This window comes from Paenibacillus sp. FSL H8-0282 (genome assembly GCF_037963825.1).
GTDB lineage: Bacteria > Bacillota > Bacilli > Paenibacillales > Paenibacillaceae > Paenibacillus_AQ > Paenibacillus_AQ odorifer.
The window spans coordinates 741,850-763,464 of record NZ_CP150146.1; the positions used below are offsets into that span (position 1 = coordinate 741,850).

Annotated in this window: 19 protein-coding genes and 1 riboswitch; of the genes, 17 read left to right on the forward strand and 2 right to left on the reverse strand. The window is 47.9% G+C overall.

From position 1 onward, the window contains the following. Positions 1 to 75: 75 nt before the first annotated feature. Together NST94_RS03235 and NST94_RS03240 are read left to right on the forward strand one after the other, a co-directional pair. Positions 76 to 663, forward strand: coding sequence for an RNA polymerase sigma factor (locus NST94_RS03235; RefSeq protein ID WP_076128449.1), 588 nt, complete (start codon positions 76 to 78; stop codon positions 661 to 663). Beyond that, a complete protein-coding gene (locus NST94_RS03240; protein WP_076128451.1) occupies positions 638 to 1,825 on the forward strand; it encodes a DUF4179 domain-containing protein in 1,188 nt (395 codons plus the stop codon). The genes NST94_RS03235 and NST94_RS03240 overlap by 26 nt, the downstream gene beginning before the upstream one ends. Positions 1,826 to 1,932: 107 nt before the next feature. On the opposite strand, the gene NST94_RS03245 is transcribed toward NST94_RS03240, so the two are convergent. Both NST94_RS03245 and tsaA read right to left on the reverse strand, forming a co-directional pair. Continuing rightward, positions 1,933 to 2,850, reverse strand: a complete 918-nt coding sequence (locus tag NST94_RS03245) for an AraC family transcriptional regulator (RefSeq protein ID WP_076279488.1) — start codon at positions 2,848 to 2,850, stop codon at positions 1,933 to 1,935. Positions 2,851 to 2,900: 50 nt separating this feature from the next. Then, positions 2,901 to 3,347, reverse strand: coding sequence for a tRNA (N6-threonylcarbamoyladenosine(37)-N6)-methyltransferase TrmO (gene tsaA / locus NST94_RS03250; RefSeq protein WP_076128454.1), 447 nt, complete (start codon positions 3,345 to 3,347; stop codon positions 2,901 to 2,903). Between the two features lie 127 nt (positions 3,348 to 3,474). On the opposite strand from tsaA, the gene NST94_RS03255 reads away from it, so the two are divergent. The 15 genes from NST94_RS03255 to purH all read left to right on the forward strand — a co-directional run bounded on the left by NST94_RS03255 (position 3,475) and on the right by purH (position 21,603). Then, entirely contained in the window at positions 3,475 to 5,610 is a 2,136-nt protein-coding gene (locus tag NST94_RS03255; protein WP_339281645.1) for a DNA topoisomerase 3, read from the forward strand. Positions 5,611 to 5,771: 161 nt separating this feature from the next. Then, the gene (locus NST94_RS03260) at positions 5,772 to 6,995 is read left to right on the forward strand and encodes an MFS transporter (protein WP_339281646.1); all 1,224 of its coding nucleotides are present in this window, start codon (positions 5,772 to 5,774) and stop codon (positions 6,993 to 6,995) included. A gap of 91 nt (positions 6,996 to 7,086) precedes the next feature. Next, positions 7,087 to 7,350 (forward strand): DUF1294 domain-containing protein, encoded by a 264-nt coding sequence (locus tag NST94_RS03265; RefSeq protein WP_036680925.1) that lies wholly within the window; start codon positions 7,087 to 7,089, stop codon positions 7,348 to 7,350. Positions 7,351 to 7,390: 40 nt separating this feature from the next. Next, the gene (locus NST94_RS03270) at positions 7,391 to 7,825 is read left to right on the forward strand and encodes a universal stress protein (protein ID WP_036680923.1); all 435 of its coding nucleotides are present in this window, start codon (positions 7,391 to 7,393) and stop codon (positions 7,823 to 7,825) included. 233 nt (positions 7,826 to 8,058) lie between these two features. Further along, positions 8,059 to 8,160: riboswitch (purine riboswitch) on the forward strand. Between the two features lie 305 nt (positions 8,161 to 8,465). Further along, positions 8,466 to 8,951 (forward strand): 5-(carboxyamino)imidazole ribonucleotide mutase, encoded by a 486-nt coding sequence (purE, locus tag NST94_RS03275; RefSeq protein ID WP_036680920.1) that lies wholly within the window; start codon positions 8,466 to 8,468, stop codon positions 8,949 to 8,951. After that, on the forward strand, positions 8,948 to 10,180 hold the full coding sequence (gene purK, locus NST94_RS03280; RefSeq protein ID WP_076309277.1) for a 5-(carboxyamino)imidazole ribonucleotide synthase: 1,233 nt from the start codon (positions 8,948 to 8,950) through the stop codon (positions 10,178 to 10,180). The genes purE and purK overlap by 4 nt, the downstream gene beginning before the upstream one ends. 5 nt (positions 10,181 to 10,185) lie before the next feature. Beyond that, complete coding sequence (gene purB / locus NST94_RS03285; protein ID WP_076305628.1) at positions 10,186 to 11,481, forward strand: adenylosuccinate lyase; 1,296 nt, start codon at positions 10,186 to 10,188, stop codon at positions 11,479 to 11,481. A gap of 487 nt (positions 11,482 to 11,968) precedes the next feature. Continuing rightward, positions 11,969 to 12,859 carry a phosphoribosylaminoimidazolesuccinocarboxamide synthase gene (locus NST94_RS03290; RefSeq protein WP_076136913.1) on the forward strand — a complete coding sequence of 297 codons (891 nt, stop codon included), beginning with the start codon at positions 11,969 to 11,971 and terminating at the stop codon, positions 12,857 to 12,859. Between the two features lie 124 nt (positions 12,860 to 12,983). Continuing rightward, on the forward strand, positions 12,984 to 13,229 hold the full coding sequence (gene purS / locus NST94_RS03295; RefSeq protein ID WP_036680912.1) for a phosphoribosylformylglycinamidine synthase subunit PurS: 246 nt from the start codon (positions 12,984 to 12,986) through the stop codon (positions 13,227 to 13,229). 5 nt (positions 13,230 to 13,234) lie between these two features. Continuing rightward, the gene (gene purQ / locus NST94_RS03300; RefSeq protein WP_036680909.1) at positions 13,235 to 13,924 is read left to right on the forward strand and encodes a phosphoribosylformylglycinamidine synthase subunit PurQ; all 690 of its coding nucleotides are present in this window, start codon (positions 13,235 to 13,237) and stop codon (positions 13,922 to 13,924) included. Continuing rightward, on the forward strand, positions 13,902 to 16,148 hold the full coding sequence (gene purL, locus NST94_RS03305; protein WP_280753605.1) for a phosphoribosylformylglycinamidine synthase subunit PurL: 2,247 nt from the start codon (positions 13,902 to 13,904) through the stop codon (positions 16,146 to 16,148). The genes purQ and purL overlap by 23 nt, the downstream gene beginning before the upstream one ends. Further along, positions 16,133 to 17,629 (forward strand): amidophosphoribosyltransferase, encoded by a 1,497-nt coding sequence (purF, locus tag NST94_RS03310; protein ID WP_036680905.1) that lies wholly within the window; start codon positions 16,133 to 16,135, stop codon positions 17,627 to 17,629. The genes purL and purF overlap by 16 nt, the downstream gene beginning before the upstream one ends. Before the next feature lie 562 nt (positions 17,630 to 18,191). Beyond that, positions 18,192 to 19,232 (forward strand): phosphoribosylformylglycinamidine cyclo-ligase, encoded by a 1,041-nt coding sequence (gene purM / locus NST94_RS03315; protein ID WP_339281647.1) that lies wholly within the window; start codon positions 18,192 to 18,194, stop codon positions 19,230 to 19,232. Beyond that, a complete protein-coding gene (purN, locus tag NST94_RS03320) occupies positions 19,232 to 19,849 on the forward strand; it encodes a phosphoribosylglycinamide formyltransferase (RefSeq protein WP_076128467.1) in 618 nt (205 codons plus the stop codon). The genes purM and purN overlap by 1 nt, the downstream gene beginning before the upstream one ends. Positions 19,850 to 20,055: 206 nt before the next feature. Next, positions 20,056 to 21,603 (forward strand): bifunctional phosphoribosylaminoimidazolecarboxamide formyltransferase/IMP cyclohydrolase, encoded by a 1,548-nt coding sequence (purH, locus tag NST94_RS03325; protein WP_076100608.1) that lies wholly within the window; start codon positions 20,056 to 20,058, stop codon positions 21,601 to 21,603. Positions 21,604 to 21,615 lie beyond the last annotated feature (12 nt).

Genomic DNA, 21,615 nt, shown 5'->3' on the forward strand with positions numbered 1-21,615 from the left:
ATTTTTTTGAGCCTGTCACAATTAAAGGGATCACATTCGTTATATAGTTGTAGTCAATAACAAGGAGGTGATTCTTTGGAACGTCGCAGCCCCGGGGTCCAAGTGAATCAAACAATAATTGAAGAGGCTATCGATCAGGTACTTGCGGGTAACCGCGAAGCCTATAGAACTATAATACAAGCCTATGAAAGAAAGATTTATACGTATTGCTATTATATTTTGAGAAGTCATGAAGAAGCAGAGGATGCTGTGCAAGATATATTTGTAAAAGTGTATCAGGAACTCAGACGTTATGAGAAACGAGTCTCTTTTAGTGCATGGCTGTATAAAGTGGCCTATCATCATTGTCTGGATCAGGTTCGCAAACGCAAGCGAAGAAACCGTCTGTTGTCGCTATATAAAGAGCAGCAGCCCAAAGCCTATTATAATCCTAACGATGAGGAGCCATTGCAGAAGTTATTTATGGATGACCTGACAGCCGAAGAGAGCAATCTCCTGATTCTTAAGGTGGTTGAGCAGTACAGCTTTGAAGAAATGGGTCAGATTATGGATTGTAATTCAGCTACTTTACGCAAGAAATTTGAACGTCTACGCAAAAAGTTAGTCCGGCAAAGAATGAATGAAGGAGGCAGCCCTCATGGAGAAATGGCAAGATCGAACTGAAAGTCAGAAGATGGAGCACATTCGTCAAACATTCCAAAATCATGAAATGCCGGTAGACAGTTTCAGCGATTCAATTATGAAGCGAATAGGAGACGAGGGAATGGAAAAACGAGCGTCAAGAAAGAATGGAAATAAGTTTCTGAAAAAATCATTGGTGGCTGCCTCGGCAGCAGCAGTGTTGGGTGCGGGGATAATCGGTAGCGGATTTGTATCCCCGGTCATGGCTGAAACATTGAAGCAGATTCCTGTTGTAGGAAGTATTTTTAAGGGGATTGACGATAAAGGTCTAAATGCTGCTGAGGAAAAAGGATTATCTACTGCCCCTAACCAAAGCGTTACCCATGATGGAGTGACCTTAAAGGTTACCGATGCCTATTATGACGGCTCGCGGTTGGCTTTTGCGATTGAACGGGAAGGCATTGATAATGATAAGATGATGGCTGAGATGATTATTGAACCGATTGAGTTCGATCCATCGCTAACAGAACAACATGCGAAAGTGACAATGAACCAGTCCGAAAAAGGGTTGTTGGGTTCAGCAGAAGTGAAATTGCCGAATGGGAAAAAACTGGAGAGCCAAATGTCATCTTTTGGTGATGTTGAGGGAAAAAAGAATGCTATTTTATACGATTACAGAAATCTAAATAATATAGAGGCTTTGGGGGATGAATTTGAATTAAGCATCAGTGTGCCGGTTACACAAATTGCAGAGCCTTTTGTAATCAAGGTGCCGGTGAAAAAAGTAACGGAAGGAATTATCAAGCTTGATCTGAACCAAACAAAAGAGGCAGAAGAATTCAGTTATACGATTACCAAGCTGGAATTAACTCCAGCCACAAGCAGATTACAGCTCAGCGAAGAAGGTAAAGCGCCAACTGTGAAAGAAAAGGATGGATACACAACCTCTGAAATGTTCTATGAAATCGTTGATGAACTAGGTAATGCGTTCTCATCGGGTGGTTCATTTAACTTGCCAGCTATAGTCTATCCTTTGGTAGACAAAGATTTCATACCGTTCGCGCAAACACCAAAGACAATTACAGTTAAGCCGTTTACTTACTCCATTGATGAAAATCATAAAGCATTAAGGGATGAAGAAGGAAAACAAGTTAAACATTATTATCCGGAGCTTGAACAAACGATTCAGGTGGAGCAAAAGTAACTATTAATCCCATAAGCAAAAAGAAGCCCGTGTCTGCATAGCAGATACGGGCTTTTTGTTAAAAAATGAGAATTTATAAGCTGAAAAACTATAATATCTTTATATTTCTAAGAGTAACGGTTGTCATCTATAAAAGACGACAACGTAGTCTCTTCTTGTAAAAATTCTAATGGAATGTAGATTTCACTCACCGAGTTTTCGTTATCTGGTCCAAGGTACAATTCACCATAATATTCTAATTCAAATGGAATGGACATCCTGTATTCTGTTTTCGGCAGCCAGATTCCGTAGATATATTTATAGGTAGAAGGGATATCACAAGAGCGGCCTTTATGGATGAATTTCAGATAACGTATGGGTGGTAAGATCTGAAGGGGGAAAGTCTGATTGTGGTCTGCTTTTATAGGACTGAGTTCGCAGGCACACATGATCGAAAACCCATTACTCTCATAGTCATCTGGCCAGAAGCCAAGCTGATAATATTTTTCAGGCTGTATTCTATCCGATATAGTGACTACCTTATTGAAAAGCAAAGGCCAAGTATCAGAAATGACGGAGAAATCATGGTCTACTTTAACTATGGGTCCTTGAAGTATAATTTCTCCGAAATCAACGAGCTGGGGGGAGAGATCACTATCAGAAAGGACTTGAAGTAGATCCTGTTCATATAGTCTAGGGAGCAAAGGGAGTTTCGTTTCAGTAAGTCTTTTTCGAACAAGAGAGGGAGTCGTGTGCAGCATTCTTTTGAAGGCACGCGTAAAGGTCTCATAGTTACTAAAGTTATAGTCTAAGGAGATGTCCTGGAGTGAACGTTCTGGCATTCGATGAATGTCTAAGGCTGCTTCAGTGATTTTGCGTCTGGCTATATAGTCGCCGGGTGCTATCCCAGTGACTGCTTGAAATAGACGGGTGAAATGATAAAGGGAGTATCCCATTTCTTTGGAGAGGACAGCTACAGGAAGAAACGTAGTTAAGCGACCCTCAATGAGATCTAAGGCTTGAATGATTAGTTGGCGATTGTTCAAGAGATGTCCTCCCATAACAGTTAATAGAAATGGTGTCTAGCACGATTACTTCAATGATTTGCTGTCCAGTCGCCCCAAGCAGCAGCCCAATCGGGAACAGTCACTTCCATTACGCGATCTGCACTAGGAAAATAGGCTTTGATGTCGAGAACCGGTGTGCCCGGATAGGCATCAAGCCCGGCCACCTCTACTATTCCAGAGTCTACATCGACAGACAGGATTGCTGCTACACTTAGCCCAATCGGATTAGGGCGAATAGGGGAACGGGAAGCGAATACTCCAGTTAAGGTCGCATCATAAGGAGGCTGAATCTGTGTAGTCTGCCGGAAATGATCCTCTGCAAACTCATGCAGCCACCAAAGCACTTGGCAATGACTAAACTGAGATAAACCTTTAAGCGCTGGTCTGAATTCCGGGTTGATTTCAAGCCGCAAATTATGTGCTGTACCTCTAACCGATCCTATAGATAATATATTATAGCTTTCTTGTTCATTCATTGACTATGACTCCTTTCGGGTATCAGATATGATCTAGTGTATAACAGAGGCATACGGTAAAGCCTGACGATATTTGCTAACATTCATTTAATGCTATAATGAAATTTGATGTGGAAAGGGGAGCATTATGAAGACATTAGTATTGGCTGAGAAGCCGTCTGTTGCACGCGAGATTGCACGGGTCATGGGATGTAATAATAAACAGAAGAGTTATATTGAAGGTCCAAAATATGTGGTTACCTGGGCGCTGGGTCATTTGGTCGGCCTGGCAGAACCAGAGGATTATAATAAAAAGTTTGCAACTTGGGCCTTGGAGGATCTGCCGATTTTGCCGGAGAAGACCAAGCTGAAGGTGCTGCGGGAGACCAACCAGCAATACAAAGCTGTCCAGCATCTAATGAAGCGTCAGGACATTGAGGAACTTATTGTTGCTACAGATGCTGCCCGTGAAGGGGAGCTGCTGGCTCGCTGGATTATGAATATGGCAGGGTGGAAAAAGCCATTCCGGCGGTTATGGATATCCTCGCAGACTGATAAGGCAATTAAAGAGGGATTTGCAAAACTCCGTCCGGGCCGGGAATTTGATCGGTTGTATGAATCTGCACGTTGCCGCGCAGAGGCGGATTGGATGATTGGACTGAATGTCACGAGAGCTTTGACCTGTAAGTTCGGTTCGCCGCTCTCAGCAGGTCGTGTACAAACGCCGACATTAGGAATGATCATGGATCGTGAACAGGAGATTACGGGTTTCCGTTCCGTCGATTTTGAGACGCTGACTGCTGATTTTGGGGATTTCCAAGCGGCATGGCGGGCCAGTAACGGTGATGGTCGAATATTCGAAAAGGATAAGACAGCCAGCTTAAAGGATAAGCTTACAGGACGCAGCGGCCGTATTATTAAGGTACAGAAGAGTGAGAAAAGTGAACCTCATCCACTGGCTTATGATCTGACTGAACTGCAGCGTGATGCGAACCGGAAGTTCGGCTTCTCCGCGAAGCAGACCTCCAGTGTGCTGCAGCGGTTATATGAGCAGCATAAACTTGTCACATACCCGCGTACGGACAGTCGTTACTTAACTTCAGATATGACGGGCACACTCAAGGAAAGACTGGATAGTGTTGCGGTCGGTCCATATGCAGCGTTAGCACGTCCATTGCTGCGCAAGCAGCTGCCGATTACGAAGCGAATCGTGGATGACAGTAAAGTCAGTGATCACCACGCTATTATTCCTACAGAACAGACCGTATTGTTAAATGGTCTGAGTACTGAAGAACGTAAGTTGTATGATCTGATTGTGCGGCGTTTTATAAGCTTGTTCTATCCGCCAGCTCGTTATGATGCGGTAGCTGTAACCGTCAATGTGGAACGCGAAAGCTTCCATGTCAAAGGGACGACAGTAAAAGATGCCGGCTGGCGCGAAGTATACGGCGGGGATATGAGTAGTGATGACGAGGAGGAATCTGCGGACGAGCCGGCAGCGGGCAGTGTAAAGCTGCCTGAGCTGCGCGAAGGGGCTACTGTCACGATTGGCCGCTGTATGGTGCGTGCTGGCCGAACACAGGCACCGAAGCGTTATAATGAAGCTTCGCTGTTGACGCAAATGGAGAAGCACGGCCTCGGAACCCCGGCTACACGCGCGGATATTATTGAGAAGCTGGTAAGCTCCGATACGATTGAGCGGCAAGGTAATCTCCTGCATCCGACAGGAAAAGGTAAGCAGTTAATCGAGCTGGTATCCACTCAGCTACGAACCCCGGATCTAACCGCACGTTGGGAAGCTGAGCTGGAGAAAATAGCGCGTGGTCAAGGCAAACCGGAGCTCTTTTTACAAGGTATCCGCAGTATGGCACAGGAATTGGTAACAGGTGTGAAAACTAGCGGAGCAGAATATAAGCCGCATAATGTCTCTAACAGTCATTGTCCGGAATGCGGTACAAGACTGCTCGAGAAGAAGAGCAAACGAGGGAAGCTGCTGGTGTGTCCTGCAGATAACTGTGGTTACACCCGTGCAGGTGAGAAAAGACTATCGAATCGCCGCTGCCCACAGTGCCATAAGAAAATGGAGCTTAAAGAGGGTAAAGCAGGCATGTTCGTACAATGTCTAGGCTGTGGAATCACAGAGACCTTAGATAAGGATCACAAGCATGTTAATAAACGTGAACAGCAAAAGCTGGTGCAGCAATACAGCAAGCAGGAAAGCATTGGTTCTAACCTTGGGGAACTGCTGAAAGCAGCGCTTGAAGGACAAAAGAAGGATAAGTAGTAGGAATCATCGGATGGTTAGCTTCAATTAAAACGAATGATTAGAATAATGAAGGCTGCTGAGTGTGCTCAGCAGTCTTTTTTCTATCCTAGTAAGTTTATGTGGTCTACGGATAGGCTTTGAATTAGAATGGTAAGCAAATGAGTGGAGCAGGTGATTAGGTGGCAGCTGAGCAGCAGGCGAATCCGTTGAAAGCGGCAGATCGCCCACAGGGGCAAGGAAGCAGCAGGTTTTTCTTTTTGGTTATTGTATTTATGTTTTGGTTCTCTTCTTATATTTATGTGCCGGTGCTTTCACCATATGTTGAGCATTTGGGAGCATCGTATTTTATGGTGGGCATGGTGCTTGGGATATATGGGTTAATGCAGATCCTATTCCGTATACCCATTGGCATCGGTTCAGATTATTTAAATAGGCGGCGGCCGTTTATCTATCTGGGATTGATTGCGAGTGGAGTCAGCTGTTTTCTTTTTATGTGGGGAGCACAGCCGGGTTGGGCGTTGGCAGCACGTGCGGTATCCGGGATAGCAGCATCGGCATGGGTTGTGTACTCTGTGATGTTCGCAGGATATTTTCCAAAAGAGGAAGCTGGAAAAGCGATGGGCATGCTGCAATTCACTACAGTAATCGCCCAATTGACCAGCATGATGATCAGCGGCTATATGGTAGAGCATTGGGGCTGGAATGCCCCCTTCCTGATTGGTGGAATTGTAGCTATTGCGGCACTAATACTTGCGCTTCGGTTACCGGAACAAAAGCAGGAAAAACGGCAAAATGCCATACAGATCAAGGAGCTGGCTGGTGTCGTAAAGGAACCTTTGCTGGTAAAAGTATCACTGTTGTCTGTGCTGGCACACTGTGTGCTATTTATAACGATGTTCGGATATACTCCGAACCAGGCGCTGAATATCGGAGCAAGTAAAGAAAGCTTGGGCTGGCTAACACTCGCTTTTATGATTCCGCATGCCATCGCAACGCTCTACGGCTCACGTCTGTTTGGAGGGCTGCTGGGTGATAGAGGGAAGCTTATGCTAGGCTTTGCGGGAAGCGCACTGTTTACGCTGCTCATTCCTTCTATGCCGACGTTAGCGGCGCTTTGTCTGACTCAGGTGGGGAATGGTTTTATGCAGGGACTTATTTTTCCGCTGCTGTTGAGTAAATCCGTATCAGAAATAGATCCCTTTAAACGGGCTACAGCTATGGGTTTCTATCAGGCCGTTTATGCGATAGGGATGTCAGCAGGGCCATTCGTAGCAGGTTGGATGAGCTCTGTATATGGCTTGACCGGAGGATTCTGGTTAGGTGGGATTGCGGCGGCGTTGGCTACAATTTTATCCTGGGTATGGATGAAGGATACGAAGCAGAAGCAGCTAAAAGAAACTTAACAGACTCGGCAGAGCGTGTAAGGATGATTGGTTTTTTGTGCAAAAGGGGAATATAATAGAGATAGGAAGCAAGGAGGAGGAGCCCGGGAGAATGGTCAAGGTTGTAATGTTGTGGTTTGTGGTAATTAATATTATCGGGTATGTAGTGATGTCCGAGGACAAGAACAAAGCCCGCAAAAGGCGGGAACGTGTACCTGAGAAAACACTTTTTCTGCTGGCAGCCATGGGCGGTGCACTAGGTGTGCTGATTGCCATGTACCGTAAGCGCCACAAGACGCGTCATACATCCTTCAGGATCGGAATTCCGCTTCTGCTGCTGCTGAATATTTTTTTGTACAGCTATTTTTTAAGATAATAGTCTTTAGGATTACAAACTAGAAAAAGAGGTGGCGTACATGTTATTCTCTAAAATTTTGCTAGCCTATGACGGTTCAAAGGCTTCTAATCAAGCATTGGAGCGCGCAATTGAACTCGCTAAAGTCACACCAGGTTCTATATTGCATGTCGTACACGCATTTGAATTCCCAAGATTTTTTATCGGAGAAGCTCTTGCACCACTACCAGCTTCAGTAAATAAAGAATATTATGATTTGGCAGTGCAGACAACCGAGGAAGTGAAGGGACGCCTTGAGGCTGAAGGCCTGAATGCTGAGGTTGAGCTTTTACAAGGATCTCCTGCGGAAGTGATTTTGAAATATGCTAAGGAAAATGCTATAGACATCATAGTTATCGGCAGCCGCGGGCTTGGCGGTATACGTGAATTTGTTCTGGGCAGTGTCAGCCATAATGTAGTACAAAGCGCTCGTATTCCAGTGCTGGTTGTAAAATAATATAGAGTTCAAAGGGACGCTGATAGCGTTCCTTTTTTTCAATTTAAGGCTGTACAGGTCTTAATCTGGAGCTTAAACACCATAGAGCGCTAGAGGTAGGAGCGTACGGAAAGAAGTACTTCTTCACAAAATATAAGGTTATTGAGAATTTAAATTCGCCCAAAAGCGAACATTTATTATGGTGATTTTACCAATGTTCGTGTTTGAGTTGACATCATGTGTAGGGGATTGTTAAACTGATGTCATGAAGAGCTCGTATAAAACCGGGAATATGGCCCGGAAGTTTCTACCCGGGAACCGTAAATTACCGGACTACGAGGAAATAGGATGCTAGAATGCGATAATGCAGTCCAGATAATGGAGTGATGCATTGTGCAGCTTTCCGCGCTTAATGCCAGTTTGGTGAGAGGCAAGCGGGAGTGTTTTTTCCTAATTCCTTTACTAGTCCGATCCTCCCGCAGCAAAATGCGTCTGGACATCGGGCTTTTTTAATATAAGGAATAAGTTACACGTAATACATCAACCTTATATTATTAAGGAAAACGATAGTCATCCCTGAAGGACGAGAATGTAGTCTCTGCTTGTTCGGATTTACAAGATAAAGATATCTCATACTAGTGATTGGAAGGTAGGTCGAATCATGTCTGTGCAGGTAGCTGTCATCATGGGTAGTAAGTCGGATTGGGATACGATGGAGCACGCTTGTGGGGTGCTGGAAGAGCTGGGATTGTCTTATGAGAAGAAGGTAGTATCCGCGCACCGTACACCGGACTTGATGTTCCGCTATGCGGAGGAAGCCGCAGGCCGCGGCATTCGCGTGATTATTGCAGGAGCAGGCGGCGCCGCGCATTTGCCGGGTATGGTGGCTGCAAAGACAATCCTGCCAGTGATTGGAGTGCCCGTGCAGTCGAAAGCACTTAATGGGCTGGACTCGCTGCTCTCCATCGTGCAGATGCCTGGAGGCATACCGGTAGCAACGGTAGCTATTGGTAAAGCAGGCGCTGTAAATGCGGGCCTGCTGGCCGCACAGATCATCGGAGCGTTCGACCCTGAAGTGCAGCAGCGTGTGCAGCTGCGTCGGGATGCGATCCGCGATGAAGTATTGGAAAGCAGCGACAGCTTATGAGGCCGGAGGAGCTGAAGCTGCAGGAGGCTGGCGGCGCAGCTTCGCCAGCTGCACAAGCGTCCGGTGCGGACACCGTCCGGACGCTGCTGCCCGGCTCGACCGTCGGCGTGCTCGGCGGCGGGCAGCTCGGGCGCATGATGGCGCTGGCCGGCAGCGCCATGGGGTACCGCTTCGTGGCGCTGGATCCTGCGCCGGATGCGCCTAGCGGTCAAGTTACGCCGCAGATTACGGCGGCGTATAACGACCGGGACGCGGCGCGGGAGCTGGCCCGCCGCTCGGACGTCATCACGTACGAGTTCGAGAACGTCGACGCGGGCGTAGCAGCGCTGCTGGCGGAAGAATCGTACGTGCCGCAGGGCAGCGCGCTGCTGTATACCACGCAGCATCGGCTGCGCGAAAAAGCCGCCATCGAGGCGGCGGGCGTTCCGGTCGCCCCGTACCGGAAGGTGGACAGCCTTGCGGAGCTAAAAGAGGCGGCGGCTGAACTTGGACTACCTTGTGTGCTCAAGACAGCCACAGGCGGTTATGACGGCAAGGGTCAAGCTGTGATTCGTCAGGAAGAAGAGCTGGAAGAAGCTTTCCGGCAGGTTGCACCCGGTGAGGTGATTCCGGAGCTGGTGCTTGAGAAGTTTGTAGCTTTTCAATGCGAAATATCCGTTGTTGCTGCACGTAGTGCATCTGGGGAGGTCAAAAGCTTCCCGCCTTCTGAGAACATTCATGTAAACAATATTTTGCATCTGTCCATTGTGCCTGCAAGAGTGTCAGCGGACATTCAGCGCAGAGCTTGCGAGCTGGCTGAGACTTTAATCGCAGGGCTGAATGCGGTTGGACTGCTTGCCGTGGAAATGTTCGTCACAGCGGACGGTGAATTGTTCGTCAATGAGCTGGCACCAAGACCGCATAATTCCGGCCATTACACCATGGATGCTTGCGTGACCTCACAGTTCGAGCAGCATGTCCGGGCGATTTGTAATCTGCCGCTGGGCGATACAACGCTTTTGACACCTGTAGTTATGGTAAATGTATTAGGTCAGCATTTGGATGGTGCGATTAAAGCGACCTGTACACATGAGGAAAAAGATAATAAGCTGGGTATTGTACCTAAGCTTCATATATATGGCAAGACTGAGAGTAAGACTGGTCGTAAGATGGGTCATATCAATCTGCTGTGCAAGGATACCGGAGACGGCTTATCCTGGGTGGAGCAATCTAAACTTTGGAGGAACTAAAGAATATGATCGAACGTTACAGCAGACCCGAGATGCGGGCCATTTGGACTGAGGAGAATAAATTCAAAGCATGGCTGGAAGTGGAAATATGCGCTTGTGAAGCATGGGCGGAGCTGGGAGTCATCCCACATGAAGACGCTGCTAAGCTGCGTAAGGATGCTAAATTCGACATCGCACGTATTGATGAAATCGAACAGGAAACACGTCATGACGTAATCGCCTTTACACGTGCGGTTTCCGAAAGCCTTGGCGCAGAACGCAAATGGGTACACTACGGCCTTACTTCCACAGATGTGGTGGATACAGCACTGGGTTACTTGCTGCGTCAAGCGAATGAGATTCTAGAGAAGGATATTATTAACTTCATTGAGATCCTTAAAGATAAAGCTATTGCTTATAAAGATACACCGATGATGGGCCGTACACATGGGGTTCATGCTGAGCCAACTACTTTTGGTCTGAAAATGGCATTGTGGTACGAAGAAATGAAACGTAACCTGGAGCGTTTCCGCCATGCTGCGAACGGTGTGCAATTTGGCAAAATCTCCGGAGCCGTTGGTACGTATGCCAACATCGATCCATTCGTAGAAGAATTTGTCTGCAGTAAGCTGGGTACAAGCCCTGCACCGATCTCGACACAAACTCTACAGCGCGACCGTCACGCTGAATATATGGCAGCTCTTGCTCTGGTAGCAACCTCGCTAGACAAATTCGCTACCGAAATCCGCGCTCTGCAAAAGAGTGAGATTCGCGAAGTAGAAGAAGCTTTTGCCAAAGGTCAAAAGGGTTCATCTGCTATGCCGCATAAACGGAATCCTATTGGCTGCGAGAATATTTCCGGTCTGTCCCGCGTGATTCGCGGACATATGGTTACAGCTTACGAGAACGTGCCGCTCTGGCATGAACGCGATATCTCGCACTCTTCAGTGGAGCGTATCATCCTTCCGGATGCAACAATGCTATTGAACTACATGCTGAACCGTTTCGGAAACATCGTGAAGAACCTGACTGTATTCCCAGAGAATATGAAGCGTAACATGAACCGTACCTTCGGCGTTCCTTTCTCTGGCCGGATCTTAACCAAGCTGATTGATAAAGGCTTCAGCCGCGAGCAAGCATACGACACTGTTCAACCACGTGCGATGCAAGCTTGGGAAGAGCAAAAGCAGTTCCGTGATATCGTGGAAGCTACACCTGAAATCACTAATGTCCTCACCCCAGAAGAGATTGAAGATGCATTTAACCCTTCTTGGCACCTTAAGCATGTGGATACCATCTTCCGCAAGCTAGAACTTATCTAAGAAAAGATAAGTTAGTGGTGAACTAAGGAGCTAGGAATAGTACGAGCGGTTAAGGTTGTGCAGAATTGAAATGCAACTGGTCGATAAGGAACGGAGAGAAATTTTGGAACTGTAGAAGCGTTAGCGTTCGCCTTTATCCTCGGATTTCTACCGCAGCAGCGGTTCAATCAGGAAATCTGAGGATAACAGCGATCGGAAGTCCAAACATTCCTCGGAGTTACGCCTTTGAGACTCTAAAAAAGATAAGTTAGTGGTGAACTAAGGAACGCTGCAATAAATGCAAAGCTGGATGGGGGAGCACTGTAGAGGAAGTTTGGAACTGTAGAAGCGTAGCGTTCGCCTTTATCCTCGGATTTCTACCGCGAGAAGCGGTTCAAATCAAGAAATCTGAGGATAACAGCGATCGGAAGTCCAAACATTCCTCGGAAGTGCTTCCTCCTAGACCAGCCCAACTTAGGAAGATCATTAGTTCAAGGGAGGAAAGGTCATGACATCATCGGCCGTATCCACAGCCGTGGAACTCATCAATGCGCCGCTGCTCTACAAAGGGAAGGTTCGTGAGCTATACGATTTAGGGGAAAATGTACTGATCGTAGTTACAGATCGGATATCTGCTTTTGACTATGTGCTGGACCCGGCGGTCCCTGAAAAGGGCAATGTGCTTAACCGTCTGAGTGCGTTCTGGTTCGGACAGACTAAAGAGCTGATGGAGAATCATGTCGTTCATATCGATGTGGATCTGCTCGGCGACGTAGTTAAGGACAAAGAGGCTCTCAGAAACCGTGTCATGGTGGTACGCAAAGCGGAGCGTATTGATATCGAATGCGTAGTGCGTGGATGCATCACTGGCGGCGGCTGGAGACAGTATCAAGAAACCGGCAAGGTAAATGGTATTGAACTTCCTGCTAACCTCCGCAAAAACGCGCTGCTGGCAGAACCGATTTTTACTCCTGCGGCTAAAAATGATGTAGGTCACGATGAGGATATTCCGTTTGAGAAAATGCAGGAATTAATCGGAGCTGATCTGGCGCTTGAGCTGCAGGAAAAGAGCTTAAAGCTGTTCGCTTTTGCTAGAGAGTATTGTGCTGAGCGTGGGATCATTCTTGCGGACTGCAAATTCGAATTCGGCTTGTTGGACGGTAAGGTGATTCTGATCGATGAGATTTTTACACCGGATGCTTCCCGCTTCTGGGCTAAGGATAAATACGCGCTTGATATTGAAATTGATAGTATGGATAAAGAGCCTGTTCGTACGTATCTATCGGCATCTGCCTGGGACAAGAATAGTAAACCTGATCCGCTCCCACTGGAAGTAGTAGAAGAAACTACACGGCGTTATCTGGACATTTATCATCGTCTTACTGGCAAGTCTTTATAGTTCAACATAGTGTGTGCACTCATGGGAATAAATTAAGTATATATTTTTGAAGCTAAATGTACTCATTGTAGAATTTCAGTTTCAGAGGGTATGCTCATTAAAATTTAGGAGGAACTACAAGCATATGTTAAAAGCGACGGTATATGTCACCATAAAGAAAAGCGTTCTTGATCCACAAGGGGTAGCAGTACAAGGAGCACTTCATTCGGTAGGTTTCCAAGAAGTTGAAAGCTTGCGTATCGGGAAATATATGGAGCTGACTTTGGATACGGATAACCGTGCTGAAGCGGAAGTGCGTCTCAAGGAAATGTGCGAAAAGCTACTTGCCAACACGGTGATCGAGGATTACCGCTACGAATTGGAGGACTAAACGACATGAAATTTGCTGTACTTGTCTTCCCAGGCTCCAACTGTGATATTGATTGCTACAAGGCGGTAGAGGACAGTCTCGGCGAACCAGTCGATTATGTGTGGCATACAGCGACGGATTTGTCGGCGTATGATTGCATTTTGGTTCCAGGCGGATTCTCATATGGTGATTACCTGCGCTGTGGCGCGATTTCGAGATTTGCTCCTGTTATGGCGGAAGTTGCTAAAGCAGCAGAGCAAGGGAAATACGTGCTAGGCATATGCAATGGGTTCCAAATTCTTACTGAGGCTGGTTTGCTGCCAGGTGCGCTTCGCCGCAACATGTCGATGAAGTTCCGCTGTCACGATACAGTGCTTAAGGTTGTTAATAATGAAACCCCATTTACTATTGACTATGCTAAAGATGAAGAAATCATCATCCCAATCGCACACGGTGAAGGAAACTACTACTGTGATGACGAGACTTTGGCAGAGCTGAAAGCTAACAATCAGATCGTGTTTACCTATAGCGATAATCCTAACGGCTCCGTAGCCGATATTGCGGGTGTTAGTAACGTACAAGGGAATGTGGTTGGCATGATGCCTCACCCTGAGCGCGCGGCTAATAGTTTACTTGGTTCAGAAGATGGCAAAAGAATGTTTACATCCATACTGAAGACTTGGAGGGATCGTCATGACGCAGCAAGTATCCGTTAAGGAACCGACCGCAGAACAGATTGCGGAGCAGAAAATTTACAGCCAGTTCGGTGTGTCGGACAGCGAATATGAGCTGATCAAGTCTTTTATGGGACGTTTGCCGAACTACACTGAAATCGGCGTATTCAGCGTAATGTGGTCCGAGCACTGTGCCTATAAGAACTCCAAACCCCTCCTGAAACGTTTCCCAATTTCCGGACCACGTGTCCTGATGGGACCTGGCGAGGGCGCAGGGATTGTAGATATCGGTGACAACCAAGCGGTTGTTTTCAAAATCGAAAGTCATAACCACCCTTCAGCGGTAGAACCTTTCCAAGGTGCGGCAACGGGTGTCGGCGGGATTATCCGTGATATTTTCTCCATGGGCTCCAGACCTATCGCAATCCTCAATTCACTACGTTTCGGGAAGCTGGAAAGTGATCGAGTGAAGTATTTGTTCGAACATGTAGTGTCTGGTATTGCCGGTTATGGTAACTGTATCGGGATTCCAACGGTTGGCGGCGAAATCATGTTTGATGATAGCTATGACGGCAATCCGCTAGTTAACGCAATGTGTGTGGGTCTGATCGATCATGACAAAATCCAACGTGGTGTAGCTAAGGGTGTAGGCAACCCTGTCTTCTATGTAGGCCCTCCTACAGGACGTGATGGAATTCATGGTGCTACTTTTGCATCGGTAGAGCTTAGTGAGGAATCAGAAGCTAAACGTACCGCTGTACAAGTCGGCGATCCATTTATGGAAAAGCTCGTTATGGAATCTTGTCTAGAACTGATCGACAGCGGCATCGTTATCGGGATTCAGGATATGGGTGCAGCTGGCCTTACATGCTCTAGTGCGGAGATGGCAAGTAAAGCAGGCAATGGTCTGGAGCTGTATCTTGATCAGGTGCCACAACGTGAAGAGGGCATGACGCCTTACGAAATGATGCTTTCAGAATCACAAGAACGGATGTTGTTCGTCGTTGAGCCGAAGGATGAGGCCCAGGCACAAGAGATTTTTGACCGCTGGGGTGTTATCTGCTGTAAAGTCGGTAAAGTTACGGATGATGGCCGCTTGAAATTGTATCATCACGGCGAGGTTGTTGGTGACATGCCAGTAACGGCGCTCGTGGATGAGTGCCCAGTATATAACAAACCTTCTGAGGTTCCTGCTTATTATATTGCGAATGAAAAGGTAGATACCCTTCGTTACGAGGAAGTTACGGATCTGGGCGGTGCATTGCGTACAGTACTTGGATCACCAACCGTAGCAAGTAAAGCATGGGTATACAATCAATACGATTACATGGTGCGGACGAGCACAGCTGTACGCCCTGGATCTGACGCGGCTGTAGTTACCATTCATGGTACTCGTAAAGGACTTGCGATGACTACAGACTGTAATGGCCGTTATGTTCATCTTGATCCTGAAGTGGGTGGACGTATTGCAGTCAGCGAAGCGGCACGTAACATCGTTTGTTCCGGTGCTGAACCGCTGGCTATCACGGATAATCTGAACTTCGGAAATCCTGAGAAGCCTGATGTGTTCTGGCAAATGGAGCGTGCGGTTGATGGTATGGCTGAAGCATGTCGTGTGTTGGATACTCCGGTTATCGGTGGTAATGTCAGTCTTTATAACGAAAATACTACGGGTTCCATCTATCCAACGCCGGTTGTCGGCATGGTTGGTTTAGTAGCGGACACGGATCATATTACGACTCAAGGGTTCAAGCAAGAAGGAGATTCCATTCTTCTGCTGGGAGTGACCAAGGCTGAGCTGGGCGGCAGTGAATTCCAATATGCTGTTCATGGTGTGACCGAGGGTCGTCCTCCGGCTTTGGATTTGGCTACTGAGAAAAAACTACTGAACGCAGTCCTTACCTCAATTCGTGGCGGTCTGGTGCGTTCCGCACATGACTTGTCCGAAGGTGGACTTGCCGTAGCGCTTGCAGAGAGCTGTATCAGCGGCGAAATCGGAGCGAACGTTGAACTTTCAGCTAACGCTCTTAGATCTGATGTAGCATTGTTTAGCGAAAGCCAATCACGCATTGTGCTGACAGCCGCTCCTGAACGTGCGGAAGAGCTGAAAGCAGCGATTGCAACCAGCGGTGTTCCAGTGGAGATCATCGGAACTGTAGGTGGAGACAGACTGCGCGTAAATCTGGACGGTGTGTCCGCACTAGATGAAGCTGTAGCAGAATTGAAATTCGTTTGGGAGGATGCTATTCCATGTCTTATGAAATAAAGACCGGGAAAGAGCAGGAGACTCCTATCCTGTGGACTGGTGACTTTTACAATGAAGGAACGGGCTCGGGAGATATTTTTGACACATTAAAAGAGGAATGCGGCGTTTTCGGGGTCTTCGGACACCCGGAAGCGGCGTCCATGTCTTATTACGGCTTACACGCCTTACAACACCGTGGAGAAGAAAGTGCGGGAATCTGCGTAGCAGACGGCCGCGATTTCAACTATCACCGCGGGATGGGGTTAGTAAAAGAAGTATTCGACAAGGACAAAATAGCCTCATTGGTTGGAGACATGTCCATTGGGCATGTACGTTATTCCACTAGTGGAGACAGCCGTTTAACCAATGCGCAGCCGCTGGTATTTAAATATCGTGACGGCGATTTGGCAATTGCTACGAACGGCAACATAGTAAATGAACCGTTGATCCGCAAACAACTGGAGCAAAGCGGATCGATCTTTCAAACTACGAGTGATACAGAAGTGCTGGCGCATTTAATTGCCCGTTCGCCAAAGGATTTTGTTGAAGCGGCAAAAGATGCGCTGCAGCAGCTCGTTGGCGGGTTTGCTTTTCTGCTTATGACAAATGATAAGTTAATTGTCGCTTCAGATTCCCATGGCTTGCGTCCGCTAGTGATGGGACGGATTGGTGAAGCTTATATTTTTGCTTCCGAGTCCTGCGCATTAGAGGTCATTGGGGCACAGCTGGTTCGAGATATTGAGCCGGGCGAACTGCTAGTCCTCGACAAAAACGGTCTCTTGGAGGACCGTTTTACCGAACCCAAACGTAAAGCGCTGTGCGCGATGGAGTATATTTACTTCTCACGCCCAGACAGTGATATGAACGGCTCTAACCTGCACTCCGCCCGTAAGCGGATGGGTAGCCGCATGGCACTGGAAGCTTTTGTCGATGCTGATCTCGTAACCGGTGTGCCGGATTCCAGTATTTCAGCAGCCATCGGGTATGCCGAGCAAACGGGAATTCCTTATGAGCTTGGGCTCATTAAGAATAAGTACACTGGACGGACCTTCATCCAGCCGAGCCAAGAACTGCGTGAGCAAGGTGTGAAGATGAAGCTGAGCGCCGTGCGCAGCGTAGTTGATGGCAAACGTGTCGTTATGATCGATGATTCTATCGTTCGTGGCACGACCTCACGCCGAATCGTCAATCTGCTTAGGGAAGCGGGAGCTGTTGAAGTGCATGTGCGGATTACTTCGCCACCGTTCAAGAATCCTTGCTTCTACGGCATTGATACACCAGACCGCCGCGACCTCATCGCGTCCTACAAGACCATTGAGGAAATGTGCGAAGAGATCAACGCCGATTCCTTGGCATTTTTGTCGCCGGAAGGCTTAATCTCTTCCATTGGTGGACACAACAAAGACGACTACAAAGGCGGACTTTGCCTTTCTTGCTTTGATAATGATTACCCGACGCAGGTGGATTTTGGCGGGGCAGAGAAAGATGGCTGCTCGTGTTGACATCCCCCTAAGTCCCCCTTTCAAAGGGGGATTCCGAAGGGCTCTGCCCTCCGGCCACCCGAAAGCTCGGCGGTAGGAGTTGGGTTATAACTTGCTAAGAAGACTTGGGTACGAGTGCTCGCTTTGTCCCTGTGTGCTGCGCACGGACGGGACATGCTTTACGGCGCTCCGCCCCCCGGCTGCATCCGCCGCCGGGACTGGCTCGCCAAGCTTCCCTCTGTTTGCTTCGCAAATACGAGGGCCGCTTGTCTCGCTTAAGGAGGTGCATGGCGCAGCTCATGCACCGAGGTCTTGAGGTCCGTGTGCAAGGCGCGCACTGCGGCTTGCAGTAGGGACAAAGCGGTGGTTGGAGGGAGTTATGGAGAGGAAGTTTGGAACTGTAGAAGCGTAGCGTTCGCCTTTATGGTTGAATTTCTACCGCGAAGAGCGGTTCGAATCAGGAAATCCAACCATAACAGCGATCGGAAGTCCAAACATTCCTCGCAGTAACTCCCCTACAACCACCCAAAAGCCGAATGCGCCCAAACGCGCTCTAAACTATTAAAAGATGAGGTGTCCAATAGTGTCGGAAGCTTATAAAAACGCCGGAGTGGATATTGCGGCTGGTAATGAAGCGGTAGAACGCATGAAAAAGCACGTAAAACGTACTTACCGTCCAGAAGTAATGACGGATCTTGGTGGGTTCGGAGCGCTGTTTGGCCTCAATAAAGATAAATATGAAGAGCCAGTGCTTGTATCGGGAACCGATGGTGTAGGCACAAAGCTCAAAATCGCGTTCGCGGCGGATCGCCATGACACGATTGGCATCGACGCTGTAGCTATGTGCGTGAACGACATTGTAGTGCAAGGTGCAGAGCCACTCTTTTTCCTCGACTATCTGGCTTGCGACAAAGTGGTGCCGGAGAAAATCGAAGCTATCGTAGCTGGAATCGCTGAAGGCTGTCACCAAGCGGGTTGTGCACTGATTGGCGGCGAAACGGCTGAGATGCCGGGTATGTATTCAGCAGGTGAATATGATATCGCTGGATTCACAGTGGGCGTAGCTGACAAAGCGAAGCTGGTAACAGGCGCTAACATCGCTGCTGGCGACACAGTGATTGGTCTGGCTTCCAGTGGTGTGCACAGCAATGGCTTCTCGCTGGTGCGTAAGCTTTTGCTTGAGCAAGAGGGTTATGGTCTGAATGACGTGCTTCCTGAGCTTGGCGCTCCGCTGGCGGATGTACTCCTTGCACCAACTAAGATTTATGTGAAGCCTTTGCTGGCACTGCTGGAGCAGCTTCCGGTAAAAGGTATGGCTCACATTACGGGTGGCGGATTTATCGAGAATATCCCACGCGTATTGCCTGATAATGTAGATGTGGAGATCAATTACGGATCGTGGCCGATTCTGCCAATCTTCGGATTGATGCAGGACAAAGGAAATGTAAGCAACCGTGATATGTTCACTACTTTTAATATGGGAGTTGGTCTTGTTCTCGTAGTTAGCGCTGCTGATGGAGAACGCGCTCTTGAACTGCTTAAAGCTAGCGGAGAAGAGGCGTATATCATTGGGAAAGTAACGGAAGGGGAACGCAAAGTAACCTTTACTGGAGCTGAAGTGTGATGCAATCAAGTCGAATCGCTGTTTTTGCTTCGGGGCAGGGCAGCAATTTTGCAGCACTGATCGAGGCACAGAAAGCAGGTTTGCTTGGAGACGGCAGGATTGAATTGCTTGTCTCGGACAAGCCGGAAGCGCCTGTAGCACAACGTGCGGAGGATGCGGGAATTCCCGCCCTCTTGCTGCGGCCAAAAGACTTCGCCAGCCGTGAGCTCTACGAAGCAGAGATTGTAGCAGAGCTTCAGCGGCGGGAAATCGGGCTGGTTGTGTTGGCAGGGTATATGCGCCTCATTACACCAGTGCTTTTAACGCCGTATGCGGGTCGGATTATTAACATTCACCCATCGCTGCTGCCTGCTTTTGCCGGAAAGGATGCGATCGGCCAAGCGCTGGATTATGGCGTGAAGCTGACGGGAGTCACTGTGCATTTTGTCGATGGAGGTATGGATACCGGGCCGGTTATTGCTCAGCGTAGCGTAGTTGTGTTGGATAACGACACGGCGGATTCATTGGCGGAACGGATTCATAAGGTTGAATATGAGTTGTATCCTGAAGTGGTGGGCGCTTTTGCCAGCGGGAAAGTGGAACTAAGTGGAAGAAAGACGATTATCCGCGAAAAGTAAGCCACACTGTAGCCATTCGAAGTTTTGGATCGACATTTGGTGACAGGCGGAGAGATTTCAGGGTATTTCTCGGGAAATATTGCATAAGCGGCATTATGTGTCGTGTAGTAGGTAATAGAGTCAGATTCTTTCTTATAGTAATTTCCCAAGCTTTTAGATGTCATCACATTAAATCGCACGTACAACCCGAAGGAGGACTATTCAAAGTGAGTATCAAAAGAGCGCTAGTTAGCGTATCGGATAAACAAGGTATCGTGGATTTTTGCCGCGAGTTGTCTGCATTAGGCGTAGAGATTATTTCCACAGGTGGAACAAGCACGCTTTTGGCTAAGGAAGGTGTTCCAGTCATCGGTATTTCCGATGTTACAGGATTCCCGGAAATCATGGATGGACGTGTCAAAACCTTGCACCCGGCTGTACACAGCGGATTGCTAGCGGTTCGTGACAATGAGGAACACACGCGTCAAATGAAAGAGCTTGGTCTGGACTACATTGATCTGGTAGTAGTAAATCTGTATCCGTTCGCGGAAACCATTGCTAAACCGGATGTATCGTATGAAGAAGCCATCGAGAATATCGATATCGGCGGACCGACGATGCTGCGTTCTGCGGCGAAGAACCATGCTTTTGTAAGTGTAGTGGTAGATGCTAACGACTATGCTACAGTGCTTGAAGAGGTTCGCGCAGGTGGAGATACAACGCTGGAAACACGCAAACGTCTTGCGGCAAAAGTGTTCCGTCATACGGCGGCTTACGATGCCTTAATTTCCGATTATTTGGCTAATGTTACTGGCGAACCGCTTCCTGAGCGCTACACCGTGACTTATGAGAAAATTCAGGATCTGCGCTATGGCGAGAATCCGCATCAAAAAGCGGCTTTCTATCGCAAGCCTTTGGCTGCGGGGGATACTCTTACAGCAGCTGAGCAATTGCATGGCAAAGAATTATCCTACAACAATATCAACGATGCTAACGCAGCGCTGCAAATCGTGAAAGAATTTGAAGAACCTGCTGTCGTAGCCATTAAACATATGAATCCTTGTGGTGTAGGTGTCGGTGAAAGTGTATACGAAGCTTATCAAAAAGCTTACAACGCAGACCCAACCTCTATCTTTGGCGGAATTGTAGCCGCTAACCGGATTATCGACGCGGACACTGCTACTCTGCTAAAAGAGATTTTCCTCGAAATCGTATTGGCGCCAGGCTTTACGGAAGAAGCACTGGAAATCCTTACGAAGAAAAAGAACCTGCGTCTGCTCAAAATCGGCAATCTCAGCACGGCTAGCGCGCGTAAGAGCAGCTTCGTAGTCACCTCTATTGATGGAGGAATGGTTGTACAGGAGAGCGATGTGCATTCTGTGAACCCGGATGATCTACAAGTTGTTACGGACCGTAAGCCAACCGAAGAAGAATTGAAACAGCTGTTGTTCGGCTGGAAGGTAGTTAAGCATGTGAAATCTAATGCAATTGTATTAGCGGCGGATGATATGACAGTTGGCGTAGGTGCAGGGCAAATGAACCGCGTTGGCGCGGCAAAAATTGCGATTGAACAAGCTGGCGAGAAGTCCAAAGGATCAGTCCTTGCCTCTGACGCCTTCTTCCCAATGGGAGATACACTTGAAATGGCAGCCAAAGCAGGCATTACCGCAGTTATTCAGCCAGGCGGCTCCATTAAAGATGAAGAATCGATCAAGGTCGCGAATGAGTATGGAATTGCTATGGTCTTCACAGGCGTCCGTCATTTCAAACACTAGAACGCTGGGAGG

Bases quoted from the DNA above. Each gene is read 5' to 3' on its own strand.
- NST94_RS03240 (WP_076128451.1), top strand. From the start codon at position 638: ATGGAGAAATGGCAAGATCGAACTGAAAGTCAGAAGATGGAGCACATT.
- NST94_RS03270 (WP_036680923.1), top strand. From the start codon at position 7,391: ATGTTATTCTCTAAAATTTTGCTAGCCTATGACGGTTCAAAGGCTTCT.
- purK (WP_076309277.1), top strand. From the start codon at position 8,948: ATGAGGCCGGAGGAGCTGAAGCTGCAGGAGGCTGGCGGCGCAGCTTCG.
- tsaA (WP_076128454.1), bottom strand. From the start codon at position 3,347: ATGAATGAACAAGAAAGCTATAATATATTATCTATAGGATCGGTTAGA.
- purQ (WP_036680909.1), top strand. From the start codon at position 13,235: ATGAAATTTGCTGTACTTGTCTTCCCAGGCTCCAACTGTGATATTGAT.
- NST94_RS03290 (WP_076136913.1), top strand. From the start codon at position 11,969: ATGACATCATCGGCCGTATCCACAGCCGTGGAACTCATCAATGCGCCG.
- purN (WP_076128467.1), top strand. From the start codon at position 19,232: ATGCAATCAAGTCGAATCGCTGTTTTTGCTTCGGGGCAGGGCAGCAAT.
- purE (WP_036680920.1), top strand. From the start codon at position 8,466: ATGTCTGTGCAGGTAGCTGTCATCATGGGTAGTAAGTCGGATTGGGAT.
- purL (WP_280753605.1), top strand. From the start codon at position 13,902: ATGACGCAGCAAGTATCCGTTAAGGAACCGACCGCAGAACAGATTGCG.
- purS (WP_036680912.1), top strand. From the start codon at position 12,984: ATGTTAAAAGCGACGGTATATGTCACCATAAAGAAAAGCGTTCTTGAT.
- NST94_RS03265 (WP_036680925.1), top strand. From the start codon at position 7,087: ATGGTCAAGGTTGTAATGTTGTGGTTTGTGGTAATTAATATTATCGGG.
- purB (WP_076305628.1), top strand. From the start codon at position 10,186: ATGATCGAACGTTACAGCAGACCCGAGATGCGGGCCATTTGGACTGAG.
- purF (WP_036680905.1), top strand. From the start codon at position 16,133: ATGTCTTATGAAATAAAGACCGGGAAAGAGCAGGAGACTCCTATCCTG.
- NST94_RS03255 (WP_339281645.1), top strand. From the start codon at position 3,475: ATGAAGACATTAGTATTGGCTGAGAAGCCGTCTGTTGCACGCGAGATT.